The 12,681-nt window shown below is 60.6% G+C and carries 13 protein-coding genes; 8 read left to right on the plus strand and 5 right to left on the minus strand.

The features are described from left to right. Positions 1-80: 80 nt before the first annotated feature. From P9273_RS08910 to P9273_RS08920, 3 genes are read right to left on the minus strand one after another with little or no spacing between them, the layout of a single operon-like run. Positions 81-854, minus strand: coding sequence for an ImmA/IrrE family metallo-endopeptidase (locus P9273_RS08910; protein ID WP_278048566.1), 774 nt, complete (start codon positions 852-854; stop codon positions 81-83). Then, the gene (locus P9273_RS08915) at positions 851-1,243 is read right to left on the minus strand and encodes a hypothetical protein (RefSeq protein ID WP_278048567.1); all 393 of its coding nucleotides are present in this window, start codon (positions 1,241-1,243) and stop codon (positions 851-853) included. Before P9273_RS08915 ends, P9273_RS08910 begins: the two co-directional genes overlap by 4 nt. 18 nt (positions 1,244-1,261) lie before the next feature. Next, the gene (locus P9273_RS08920) at positions 1,262-1,885 is read right to left on the minus strand and encodes a hypothetical protein (protein WP_278048568.1); all 624 of its coding nucleotides are present in this window, start codon (positions 1,883-1,885) and stop codon (positions 1,262-1,264) included. Between the two features lie 161 nt (positions 1,886-2,046). Between P9273_RS08920 and P9273_RS08925 the strand changes: the two genes are divergently transcribed. From P9273_RS08925 to P9273_RS08960, 8 genes are all read left to right on the plus strand, one after another. Next, a complete protein-coding gene (locus P9273_RS08925; protein WP_278048569.1) occupies positions 2,047-3,288 on the plus strand; it encodes an SMODS domain-containing nucleotidyltransferase in 1,242 nt (413 codons plus the stop codon). After that, positions 3,281-3,721 carry a hypothetical protein gene (locus P9273_RS08930; RefSeq protein WP_278048570.1) on the plus strand — a complete coding sequence of 147 codons (441 nt, stop codon included), beginning with the start codon at positions 3,281-3,283 and terminating at the stop codon, positions 3,719-3,721. The genes P9273_RS08925 and P9273_RS08930 overlap by 8 nt, the downstream gene beginning before the upstream one ends. Beyond that, entirely contained in the window at positions 3,718-4,761 is a 1,044-nt protein-coding gene (locus P9273_RS08935) for a CBASS cGAMP-activated phospholipase (protein WP_278048571.1), read from the plus strand. The genes P9273_RS08930 and P9273_RS08935 overlap by 4 nt, the downstream gene beginning before the upstream one ends. A gap of 313 nt (positions 4,762-5,074) precedes the next feature. Beyond that, positions 5,075-5,251 (plus strand): YegP family protein, encoded by a 177-nt coding sequence (locus P9273_RS08940; protein ID WP_278049012.1) that lies wholly within the window; start codon positions 5,075-5,077, stop codon positions 5,249-5,251. Between the two features lie 292 nt (positions 5,252-5,543). Beyond that, a complete protein-coding gene (locus P9273_RS08945; RefSeq protein WP_278048572.1) occupies positions 5,544-6,296 on the plus strand; it encodes a thermonuclease family protein in 753 nt (250 codons plus the stop codon). Then, positions 6,289-6,894: a BRCT domain-containing protein gene (locus P9273_RS08950; RefSeq protein ID WP_278048573.1), complete on the plus strand. Its 606-nt coding sequence runs from the start codon at positions 6,289-6,291 to the stop codon at positions 6,892-6,894. Before P9273_RS08945 ends, P9273_RS08950 begins: the two co-directional genes overlap by 8 nt. Before the next feature lie 62 nt (positions 6,895-6,956). Beyond that, positions 6,957-7,727: a hypothetical protein gene (locus P9273_RS08955; protein WP_278048574.1), complete on the plus strand. Its 771-nt coding sequence runs from the start codon at positions 6,957-6,959 to the stop codon at positions 7,725-7,727. 157 nt (positions 7,728-7,884) lie between these two features. Further along, positions 7,885-9,003, plus strand: a complete 1,119-nt coding sequence (locus P9273_RS08960; RefSeq protein ID WP_278048575.1) for a hypothetical protein — start codon at positions 7,885-7,887, stop codon at positions 9,001-9,003. Between the two features lie 99 nt (positions 9,004-9,102). On the opposite strand, the gene P9273_RS08965 is transcribed toward P9273_RS08960, so the two are convergent. Both P9273_RS08965 and P9273_RS08970 read right to left on the minus strand, forming a co-directional pair. Further along, positions 9,103-10,854: an ATP-dependent helicase gene (locus tag P9273_RS08965; protein ID WP_278048576.1), complete on the minus strand. Its 1,752-nt coding sequence runs from the start codon at positions 10,852-10,854 to the stop codon at positions 9,103-9,105. A 22-nt stretch (positions 10,855-10,876) separates the two neighbouring features. Further along, positions 10,877-12,664: an ATP-dependent nuclease gene (locus P9273_RS08970; RefSeq protein WP_278048578.1), complete on the minus strand. Its 1,788-nt coding sequence runs from the start codon at positions 12,662-12,664 to the stop codon at positions 10,877-10,879. Between the last annotated feature and the right edge of the window lie 17 nt (positions 12,665-12,681).

Below are 12,681 nucleotides of genomic sequence, written 5' to 3' on the forward strand. Positions count from 1 at the left end.
GGTCTTGTCCCGCGACCCGGAAACAGGCCAGCCATATTCCTTGCAAATTGGATCGAATTTCGGAAAAATCGACACCTCGGTCAGCCAGCCATCCTGTCTGGAAGGTTCAGGATCGTGACTACGTCGCCAGTCGGCAGCTTGAAAGATTGCTCAGTGATTTCGAACTCGGCCGCCGAGTGATGGTCGAACCATGCGTCAGCACCGATTTTGCGGGGAAAACCCTCAGTCCTCGGGTCATTTCCGTACATCATGGTGAACGCGAAAGAGTCCGGATCGAGGTCCTCGCGAGCGAACCAGCGACGTTGCATTGACGGAGCTCGAGTCACCCAAGGCTTGCCGGATGCGCGGTGGGTGACAACCATGCTGCAGGGGAAATGATCGCTGTCGATCATGCGGATCAGAGTTGCCGTCAGACTGGCCGAAAAGATGCTAGCCACTGCTCGCACCGCCTTCAGATCAAGGCGCTTGTGCTCCCGTACCGCAGGCTTGAAGAGGTACCAGGGCATGAGAAGGTCTGCTGCATATGTGTCGGCGGCCCTTTCTTTCGTGGCTTGCTCGTTCCTATAGTTGCCGATGTCAGTCGCGCGACACACCGCACACTGGCCGCGATGGTGCGCCCAATGGCCCAGTTCGTGCCCGATCGAGAACCGGCGCCGCTCTGGAGGCGACGCGGCGTTGACGGAGATGATCGCGTTGTCACCCAACCCGATGATACGGGCCTCGCAATTGACGAGGGGGCGGATTTTGATGCGGGCGCCGACGTGCCAAGCAATGGCTTCAAGATCAATGTCCCTGGGGTCGTCGATCCCCAGTGACTGAAGCAGGCCTTCCGCGCGTGTCGGGCGCTTGCTCATTTATCGCTGTTGTCGTCACGGTCACGCTCAAGCTCGGCAATGTCTTCGAGCATGCCGTCGTCGTCCTCGTTGCCGTTCTGACCGAACCGGGCGGCGAGCGTCAAGTTGGCGCCGTCATCGTTGGCCCCAGTTCTCAGCGAGGTCAGCCGTCGCCTTGCGCGTTCCATCTCCAGGTCCGAAACGGGTGCTGACCCGAAAAGATCCGAACGAACTGCTCGCCGCGCCGCTTCGAGCTTGCGTTTAGCCAGGCGCGACCGCCCGGATGCAACAGCAGCGTCAAATGCCTTGACATCGGCTTCATCTACCGGCTCGTCATCCTTGCCATGCACGATCTCGTCGATCAGGAACTCGTGCAGGTGGTCGAGCCACTCTCTATCTTTCCCTGACATGCGGACCTTCCAATCTGCCTAGCGCTCGCGCGCTACCCCCGCCAGCCTCTTGCCAAGCTGTAGCATTCGCCTTTTGAAGCGCCTACGAACCGTCGCCAGCGCTACCGTGTCCATTCCCATCCAGTCGGCCAAGTCCTTTCCGATGAACGGGACCGACATGCCCTCGAAAAGCAGTTCCAGCTCCGTGTCGCCTGCGATGTCGGCAAGCAGAGCCTTTCGATACTCGTCTGGGTCCATTCGATCGGTGCCTTCACCGATATCGGCGCTGCCCTTGTCAATCGTGACGTTCCCGTGATCTGCATCGTATTCGACGACGCCATACTTGCCCTTTTCCTTCCCGGAACCCATGCGCCTGATCCGTGCGCGTTCCGTGACGAAGTGGCGGTCCGAAGCCAGACTCTTGATCGTGCCCATCAGAACCGGGAACAGATCGTCGTTATCGCTTAGGCGCGTACGGCGCCCGTCACACATCCTGACGAAGGCTTCGCTGATCAGTTCGTCAGCATCAGCGAGGCACGCCGCCGAACATTTGACGGCAAACTGATAAGCGTCCCGCCTTTGCGCGGACGTCATGCGATCGAAGAAATCGCTTACCTCCTCTTCCGAGCAAGGTATGCGTCTAATGCCGGCTTCGGCATCCATTCGACGTCTCCCAAAACACTCGCCGACGCTCCTCCCGATTGTCTTGCGCGCAGCAGAGCCGATTCAGACAAAAAAAATTGTCTGAATCTCGGAATCCCGCGCTTTTCTCTTAAGCGAGCCTCCCAAGCCCCGCTGAGACTTTTGAAATCAGGAACACGACTATGACCGCATCCGCATACCGGGGGAAGAACCCCTTCGAAGACCCGCTTGATCGCATCCTGGCGGAAATCGCCTTCAGCGTTCAGTTGCCTCCGTCCCTCCACGCCAAGGCCTGCCAACGTTACAAGGCAGTGCGCGAATACCTGGAAGGGACGACCTCGTTCCAGGACCAGATTGAGCATTTCTATGCCCAGGGATCGATGGCCATCGACGCAACCATCTCCACGCGCGGCACCGACGACGAGTACGATATTGACATCGTCGCCCAGCTTGGGGGTCGCTATCGCAACATGACGCCACTCGCGATCCTGAACGCGCTCGCCGCCGCTCTGCGTGACTATCCGGTTCAAAAGATCGTTCAGCAGACCCGTTGCGTGACGCTGTTCTACGCCGATGACATGCATCTCGACGTGACACCGGCGCTTCGCCACTACGGCACCATCGACCGGCAGTCAGCGATTACCCATGCCAAGGGGCCCCAGCCGTCCAACAATGACTACATGGTGCCGATGAATGCCTACGGCCATGCCGAATGGTACAGGGCGCGCACACCAAACGAGGAGCGCGTGATCGAGGCGTTCAAAGACCGCTGGTTCGGTGACCAGCGCGTTGCCATCCGCGCCGAGGCGGAGGTCGACGAAGTTCCCGATCAGACCGAGTTCGTCGTGAAGAGCATGGCGACCGTCGCGCTTCAGCTGCTGAAGCGCCATCGCAACGTCCGCTACGCTAACTACAAGGGGCGCATCCCGCCGTCGGTCATGCTGTCCTACTTCGCCGGCGCGGCGGCGCTTCCCGACATGAAGCTCACGGACATGCTGATCCGCATCTGCCGCTGGATCATCGGGGAGATCGAGCGGGCGTCGATCAACCGGCGCAAGCTTCATGTCGTCAACCCGACCTACAGTGCCGACGTCTTCACCGACCGCTGGCCCGAGAACCTCGACCAGCAGGACCAGTTCGCTCGTTACCTTCAGGATCTCGTGGCCGGCATCGAGCGCGCGAAGCGTGGCGAGTTCGATCCCGTGGCCCTTCGCGACTGGTTGCGGGAGATCTTTGGTGAGCGCGTCGTAACGCGGGCTGCCGACAGGATGGCGGACGCTACTGGTGCGGCAATCGTTGCAGGATCACAGGTTTACAGCAAGAAGGGCAGCATTCTCCTGCCGGCAGCGGCCGCGATCATAACGTCGGCGGCTCCGGTTGCCGCCAAGCCGCACACCTTCTTCGGAGATCCGGTTGATGAATAGCCGACAGCTCTCAATCGAGGAGCAGGTCGCTTCGATGGAGCGTGACTGGCGCGGCTTCGGGGTCAGTCAGCTTTCCCGCCGCGAGGGCGCGGCCCGCTGGACCGGGGACCTGAAGCAATTCCAAGTATATCGGATCGAGGTCCGTTACCGGGTTGGCTATGCGCCCCAAGTGCGGGTGCTGTCCCCGGCCCTGATCAGGCTGCCTGAAAATCCGGAAGGCTCCCTTCCCCATGTCTTTGACCGTGACGGCGATCCGCGACTCTGCCTCTACGACCCGGCGGCGAACGAGTGGGACGCAACCATGTGCCTGTCCCAGACGATCGTTCCCTGGAGCGCCGATTGGCTCGCCTGCTACGAATTGTGGCTCATGACAGGGCGCTGGACCGGCGGTGGCCGTCACCCGACACCTCATCCAGCAGGAGTTGCATCGTGACCTATCAGCCGCCCCGCCGTTCTGACGGCACTCTGCAGCATACACGCAAGAAGGAACCGTGGCCGGAGGGCCGAATTTTCCGCATCCTGTCAATCGATGGTGGCGGCATCAAGGGTGTTTTTGGCGCGTCCTACCTGGCGGAAATCGAAAGGCGTTTCCTGGACGGGCAGTCGATTGCCAATCATTTCGATATGATCACCGGCACCTCGACCGGAGGCATCATCGCGCTGGCGCTCGCCTCAGGTATGGCGGCCCGGCAGGCTGCCGAAATCTACACCGAGCGTGGACACGTGATCTTTCCGAAGGGAAAGGGGATCTTCGATCTCCCACGGTGGTTGCGCCGTCCGAAGCACGATCAAGGCATTCTCAAGGATGAACTGCTGAAGGTGTTCGGTGAACGTCTGCTGGACGACGCGACGACGCGTCTCGTGATACCGAGCTTCGAGGGCCGTTACGGTGAGCCCTATATCTACAAGACCCCGCACCACCCCGACTACAAGAAGGACCGTCACGCGAAGGCTGCGCACGTTGCGCTCCATACGTCAGCTGCTCCGGGGTACTATCCGGGGGTCGAGAATGACGGTCATATCATGATCGATGGCGGCATCTGGGCGAACAACCCAGTCATGAATGCCGTGGTCGACGCCCTCGCCTGCTACGATCTTCCGCGGGAGAACATCCGCGTTTTGTCCATCGGCACTGGGGACGAGGTCCTTGGGCTGGACGAAGGCGACCGAAATGGTGGGCTCCTGCGTTGGGTTTTCCCAGGACTGGGGAAGGCGCCGATGATCTTTCGCGCGGCAGCAAAGGCCCAGTCCCACAACGCCCTTGGCCAGGCCTACCTTCTTGTCGGCAAGCAGAACGTCGTCCGCATCGATCCTCCGGAAGCCGAAAATCCCATCGGCCTCGACGACGTCGAGCGTGCCGTGACCGAACTGCCTCGGCTGGCGCGTTCGCATGCCGAGGCGACCGGGCACTACGTCAACCAGATCTTCCTCGGTGACGCGGCGGACCGTTTCGTGAAGTGCGCGCTGTCATAGTGCCCGAACCACCACCGCCGATTGACGGCCGCTTTTGGGATAGCCAACTGTTCATAGGAACGGCCGAGGTCGGGTCGCGAAGCTGCCGTCGAGTCGGATCCGCGTACGCCGCGATCCATTGTTCGGCGGGTTCCAAACTAAACATGGTGGCTGATCAAACGGCTCGACGATCGTAGCTCGCTCGCATCCTCAGGGATGCTCACGCCGCTTCCGTAGCCAACGAGACGCAAAACACCTGTTGGCAGGGGCCAAGGCGATGTTGAAAGCCATCTCGATTCCTGCGAGCTTCTCACTGTCAACGGAGGGCACACCCATGGCACATAAGTTCGAAATCCATAAGGACAAAGCTGGCGAGTATCGCGTTCGTTTCAAGTACAACAGCGAGGTGATATTCTCGACCGAGGGCTACTCAAGCAAATCCAGCGCTCAGAACGCCATCGACTCGATCAAGAAAAATGGCCCCAGTGCGCCAGTCGAAGACAATAGCTGATCGCCTTCGAGGCCATACAACGCTGCGAAATTCCGAAGCTGAGCATATCGGCTACGGAATGAACTTCGGATCGGCACTACACTTGTTGCGCTGGGGCAAGTGAGGCCCTCAGCTCCTAAGGCCGTTTTCGGCAAATAGACTTCACTAGACCTCTGCTACATTTAGGAGCATTCTCTCCGCTGGGGAGTGGGGTGTGGATAGGTCTCGTTACGACAATCGTTCTGATCGCTGGCGCAAGCGCACTGGAGCAAAACGCTCTCGAGCACTGCGGTGGGCAAGTGTGCCGCGACGGTTGATCTTCGTCACCGCTGCCGCAACCGGAGCCTTCGCTACTGAGACGGTCATTCTGCATAGTGACCGCTTGCCCGACCTGACCCCTTCTAACTGGATCGAGCCAAAGCCTGCCCCCATGACCGGCGTGGCGTCCGTCATTGACGGTGACACAATCGAGATCCACGGCCAGCGCGTTCGGTTCAACGGGATCGACGCGCCAGAGAGCAAACAATATTGCGACGACGCCAAGGGCTTCGAGTACCCATGCGGTCGGCGATCCGCCGAAGCACTGGACAGTTTCCTGGCCGCCTCGCGGCTGGTGCAGTGCACTTTCGTGACATGGGATCGCTATCACCGCGTCGTCGGCGACTGCCGGCTCGCCGACGGCGCCAGCGTGGCGGCGTGGATGGTAGAGCATGGCCAGGCGCTCGATTGGCCGCGCTACAGCAACGGTGCCTACGCGCCGCAGCAGGCCAAGGCCAAGGCGGCGAGGCTCGGTCTATGGGTCGGCAAGTTCGACGCGCCTTGGGACTGGCGCGCATCGCATGGCGACCGGCCTGCGCCGTCGAGCCAGCCACTCGGCATCATCAGTCGCAAGCTGGTTGCTCAAAGCGGCGGCCTTTCGTGCGAACCCCGGCGATACTGCTCGCAAATCAGTTCCTGCGAAGACGCCCAATGGTACCTGCACAACTGTGCGTGGGGCAGCAAGCTGGACAGGGATGGTGACGGGGTAGCGTGCGAAACGCTTTGCTGGGGAGGGATCCATGGATGACAAGTTTTACAACCGCGTCGGCGGCGATCGTATTTCTTCGCGGCAGATCGATGAGTTGATTGGGTTAGCGCGCGGCCTCGCTGCCGACGGGACTATCAACAAGGCGGAAGTCGAGTTCCTTCAAAAATGGCTGGCCGCGAACGTCGAGATTAGCGGTCAGCCGATTGTCCGGACCTTGTACCGACGGGTCAATGAAATCCTTGCGGACGGCGTGCTCGATGCCGATGAACACACCGAACTTCTCGATACGTTGAACAGCTTCTCGAACCGAGATTTCGAACTCGGGGAAGTGTTGAAGCCGACCACCCTGCCCCTTTGCAATCCGCCTCCGCATTTGACCTTTGAAGGTCGGTCGTACTGTTTCACCGGGACGTTCAATTATGGCCAGCGAAGATACTGCGAGCAGGCCATAGCGGATCGTGGCGGCCGCGCCGGCAGTTTGACGCAAAAGACCGACGTGCTCGTGATCGGCGCCTACGCCACGGAGTCTTGGAAGCACTCATCGTTTGGCGACAAGATTTTCAAAGCGACCGCCTGGCGCGACGAGGGGTTGCCAATCTCGATTGTCGCCGAGAGCCATTGGGTCGGTTTTCTCTGACTTCGTCCGTTCGTTTGGCAGCGTCTCATACCGTCAGCACCCTGTTCGACCGAGGTGGAACGATGCGGCACAATGCGTTTAGCGATCAGATCCGCCTGTCTCGGCGATTTGCGGGTCGCTTCCTTACGAGCGTGATCGCGCTCGCAGTTGCAACGGCAGCTGGATGCAGCTCCATAGACTACCAGAAGCTTACCACCGGTGAGATATCCGGCAGCTTGTTCGTGATGTGGGTCGGTGAGGGCAACAGTTCCGGTGACGGGAGTTTCCTGTTCGTGCCCGACCCTCATGATCCCTTGATCTTCCATCGGGCAGATCCGGCAGCACCAGGAAGCACGATCAAGCCGGGCCTCATGTACACGGACGGCGGCTCGATCCCGAAGATCGCGCAGGTCTTCAAGGGGCTGTCGCCTTGGGGCTACGCCCCAGCCTACATGATCCACGACTGGATCTTCATTGCGCATCACTGCATCGTCGACGGCAGCACCGAGAAGAGGTTCGACCAAGTCCGTGGCGTCGAGTTCGACGACTCCGTAGCGATCCTCGGCGAGGCAATCAAGGCGTTGATCGCGACGCGCCAAGTCGCGCCGAACGATGTTGCACCTAGCGCCATTACTGCAGCCGTAGGAAGCGAAATTGCCAAGAACCTTTGGGACGAGAAGGGAGCCTGTAAGTCGTTACAGGTCAGCGCGAAAGATATTGCTTCAGCAGAGGCGGCGATACCGGGCTCAACATCCAAAGCTCAAAATCTGAGGACCTTCCAAATACCAGAAACCGTCGCACCGGCGGTCCGAGCAGTGAGGCCCGCGAAGATTATAGCACGCCTGTCCTTCTGACATGAGCGTCGAGCCAACCCATGGCCGACCGGCGTGCGGCGACCGACCGTCGAAACGGCCGTCATGGGTGAACGTCATGGACCTAGCGCGAATGGCGGCCCTTATCGGACAAGTCCGCTTACAGCAGACGTCATAAACTAATTGAACTGGAGGTTTCGTGGTCTCGATCAATCGCGCCTGGTGGGAGCATCTCGCGCCAAAACCCATGCATCGCCGGTTTCACGAGGTCGAGACTTTGCTGCGCCAATGGTGTCGATCGGAGTATGGCGCACTGTGGCTGGGAATGGCCAAGCGCAAAGGCGGGGTGATACGGGTGAAACCGGGTCAGCTCATTCCGGTCGTCCACTTTGTTGCGCTCGGCGACAGGCCGATATTCATCGCACCCCCGATGAAGGTCAGGGTGGGACACCGGATGGTGGGTTCCGATCAGTTTCTTTCGGGTCACGCTCTTGCGGAAAACGAGCTTGCCCTTAGCCCGACAATTCGTCTCGATGTCGTTGAGGATCAGGCACTGCTCGCAGCTGCGGCGCGCCGGGATTTCTCCGACCATATCCCCGGCGTGAAGAATCCAAGTCAGGTCTTCTCGGCGCCCGCGCATCTCCTTCTGGCTCCGGAATCGTTTCCGAAAAAGAGCTTCGTTCTCTATCAGCACATCTTCTGTTCGGGATCGTCTTATCCCGACGATGGGTTCTTCTATGTCGGCGTCACGACCCGCAGCTGGCAGAAGCGCTGGGCGGAACATCGACGAGCGATGGAGACCGGTAGCCCCTTGCTGTTTCACCGAAAGCTTCGCGAAGAGACAGACGCTGGCCGTGTGACCTACATCCACCACAAGGTCATGGCGATCACCGATGATATCGAACGGCTCTATGCCACGGAGGAATGGCTGGTGGACGGACATTGGCACGACCAACGGCGCCTCAATATGATCCCGGGAGGCAAGTCGGGTCTGCGATATCTTCGTGAAAATGGCATGCTGGGTGATCGTGTCGTGCCGCTGCCCGACGAGCGCGACAGTATTCTCGAAAACTGGTTACGTGACCATCCCCGCAAGGGACTTCCTGCCCCTTGGGTCTCGGAAAAATGGAAGGACGACGCCTGGGCCGTCGCCCAGATTTGCGGCCGAGACGACCGCCTCTCGGTTGAGCAGGTCCTGGCTATTCGGGAGCTTGCGAAGGTGCATCCAGCTGAGACCATCGCCGAACGGATAGGCGCACGGAACCGTGAGCAAGTGCAACGGGTGATCGACGGAGAGACATATACCCGAGTGATTTAGACAAGGTCGAGCATGTTGAACGTCAAGCTGAAGATCGGCCGCCAGGATAGGGGCACAGCTCGGATGAGGAGCTGGTCGACTACGCCGATTTACTCGGATTCAATCCTGCTGACTTCGCTGGTAAAGCTCGAAGACCCATGGTGAGTGGTGGTGTTCCTGATAGACCAGGCTGAGATGTTTTTTCGGGCGGGTCACTCCCACATAGAACAAGCGCCTAGCCTCACGAAGGCTAGCGGGAGTCTGCTTGTCGCGCGCGCTCGGAATGTCGGAAGCGTTTACTCCGTACATGATGACCGCGTCGAACTCCCTGCCTTTGGCACTGTGCAGGGTGCTCAGGTTGACGCGGCCCGATCCCTCGACCCGCCCGGCGAAGTGCGCGAGGGGAAGATCGAGGTCTCGGGCCGGATCGGTGTTGGCGATCATTTCCGCACAGACGTCCCATTCCTGTTCGGAGTTGCGCGCAATGTTGCGCCACGGCGTAACAAGTTCACGAGAAAAGCGCTGGAGCCAGACGTGGGTCGTCTCGACGCTTGCGAGCGAGGCGTTGAGGAACGCCATGAGTTGCACGGACAACTCCTGCTCCTCGCGCTCGCTGGCGTGGCGCCCATAGACCAGCGTCAGCGCTTGCGACAGCAACCGCGCGTATGGGGGTTCGGCATCGCGCCAGCCGCCGGTGATCCAGCGAGCGCACTCCTCGATGAAGCGCGCCAGCCGGGAGCTTCTCTTCACCAGTGCATTCGTGTCGGTCCGGACAAAAGGGATCCCCGCCTCTTTCAATGCGGCCGCCACCTTGTCGCCGAGCCAAGCGGCCCGATAAAGCACCGCGATTGTTCCGAGCTCGAACCCTTGCTCCACAAGCTTGGGAATGATTGTGTTGGCGAGGGCATCAGCCTGGTTGTCGTGTCCGTAAGGAACCGGCCAGAAGTTCAGATCGCCGTCGGGCGCGCCGTCGATGCCATGATAGTCGCGCTCCTCGCCAAGCGCGCCGAGCGACGCGCGGATGATCTTTGCACCGGATCGGTAGTTGAAGCGAAGCCTGATCGTACGCACATCGGGCCGGCGCGTCAGGTTTTCAAGCAATTCGGGATTGGCGCCGGCGAAGGCGTAGATCGATTGGTCGGTGTCGCCGACCGCGAAGAGCCGAATGCCGCCTTCGAAGCAGAGCACCAGGACGAGTTCATGCAGCGCGTGGCCCAGGTCCTGGTATTCGTCCACAAACATTATAGGAAAGCGAGCGCGAAGGGCGTCGCGAATCCAGCCATTCTCCTTGACCATGCGGTAGGCGATCAGGGGCATGTCGTCGAAGTCGATCAAGCCTTGCCGGTGCAACTCCGCCTCGTACGCTTCGATGAAATCGGCTAGCTCTGGATTGTGTCCCCGCCATTCGGGCCGCGTGCGGTCGACATCGCGAAGGCGCTTTTCCGAAGCGAACTTCCATCGGTCGTGCGGGTTGCCGTAACCGCCGATCGAGTTCCTGTAGGCTGTTTCGACCGCGGCTTTCATCTGCGATTTGCTTGCGACCTTGAAGTCTGCCGGAAGCCCAATAGGCACGCAACGCGCGTAGGGACCGATAACCTGGCTCAGCGCGAAACTGTGCACGGTGCCGATGAAAGCGCGGTCGCTCGCGGTGATCCCGAGGCGCGCGAGCCGCGTTTCCAGTTCGATCGCGCAGTCGTTGTTGTAGGTAATGCAGGCAACACCACGCGGATCGGGAATATCCTGTATCAGCGCGCGCGCCATCGCCGTCGTCAGCGTCTTGGTCTTACCGCTCCCGGGACCGGCCAGCACCACGCAGTGACCCTTCTCCACGACCGCGGCCGCCTGCTCCGGGTTGCCCTTGAGCTCAGCCAAGGCCTGAAGAAGGGCCCGGTCGCTAAGCATTGGAGACCAGCGTGACGAGGGCGGCGAGGGCGGCGGCTATGTAGGGGGGCGGTGGGAGGCCGGCGGCCTTTTTCGCAAGCCGGGCGCCGAGCCGCCCCTTGCCGACGCTTGCGACCATGGCCAGCAGTTGTTCGGCATCGACTGGGGTGCCCGCACGCCAGTCGGCAATTCGCTTGGTCCGCACAGACCCGAAATCCTGGTCGCTGAGAATGTCGAGGAGCGGATTCAAGAGGGCGGGCGTGTTGGCAACGGAGACTTCAAAGGTCTGATCGTTGAGAAAGATCCTGGTCTTTATCGCACCCGCGCTGAACGCCGCATAGTTCTTTCCCTCCCATTCCGCCAGTTGCGCCGGCGTCAGTGGGGGCTTGCCGCGGATGGTGAGCATGTCCGCCCAGAGATCCAAGGTCCGTTTCTTGCCGAGAGGCGGCTTGCTCCCGTCGAGCGGATCCCAGTCGGTGATCACGCAATAGGGCAGTTTCAGCGCCTCGGCGAGCTTCACGTAGGGGCGGAAGTTTGTGCCGGCGACATTGCAGACGGTGATGCCAAGATCGTCGAGCGAATGGCCGAGCGACGTGGCGAAAACGGGTAGAAGCGCCTCTTCCGCGTCGCCCTCGACAAAGAGGGCGCCACGGGCAAACAGCAACTCGGCGCGTGTCGCGTCGAGATAGTTCTCGAGATCGTCAAGCTCGTCGGGTGTCACCGGCAGGGTCGCCAGCGAGCATGCCTGCGTCTCGCCCCCCTTCTTTTTCAGCTGGACGATCGACCGCAACGGCGCGACAGCGGCCAAGGTGGGCGAGTGGCTGGTCACGATCATGGCCTGGGAGGTCGCGGCGTTACCGAGCAGCTTGGCAAATACCGATCGCTGCAGGTGCGGGTGAAGATGCGCTTCCGGTTCCTCAATGCACAGCAGCGAGAAATTGCGTTCATTCTTCTTCCGGCGCCATGCGAATTCCGCAAGCTTCAGCGCCAGCAGCGCAACGTTCGCCGATCCGAGGCTGGCCTCCGCGATGCCGCGCTTGCCGTCATCGATGTACATCGCTATCGCGCGGAACAGGCGGAGCGGATCGGCGGGCGCGAATCTCAAACGAGCGTCGATGTCATGTGCTTTTCCGGAAAGGTAGGCGATACCGGCGCGCAGTTCATCTTCAAGCGTCTTGATGGTCGGAAAGGCTTCAAGCGCCTTGCTCGCCTTGTCGAGTTCGCCCGCCACGGCGTCGAGTTCCGGACGGCTGATGCCAGAGACGGCCTCCTCGAGGAGATGGCGTAGCGGCGAGGCCCGCCAACTCCCCAGCTGACCTTCGGCGTCACGCAAGGCGTCGAGCAGATCGATCGCAATACGGCGGCGCACCTTGCTCGGCAGCGAACGCGTTTCGTCGCCACCGCCGAAGACCAGAAATTCGCAGTCGGCGCTGGACTGCGGCGGGCCCGCAACGTCCGCCTTCTTGCGGAATACGTAACTCAGCCGAGCGATGTTTGGATCATGCGGCGCCCGGAAATCGGTCAAGAGCGCGGTCAGCGCCATGTCCGTCGCGAAATCCGAGATTTCCATATGCACCTCGATGGGCGCGCTATAGTCGGCCGGCCCGCCATCCCAGAAATCGGTGAGCTTCAGCTGCCGTGCCGAATCGGGCAGGGTCGGATCGAGGATGAGCTGGATGGCGAAGAGCAGATTGCTCTTGCCGACCCGGTTCTCGCCGAGCAGCACCACATTACCAGCCAGAGCGATGTCGATCGATTGGAAGTTCCTGAAATTCCTAATGCTCAACTTACTCGGATACATTCCCGCCCCCAAGGCCG

Source organism: Mesorhizobium sp. WSM4935 (genome assembly GCF_029625735.1).
Taxonomy (GTDB): Bacteria; Pseudomonadota; Alphaproteobacteria; order Rhizobiales; family Rhizobiaceae; genus Mesorhizobium.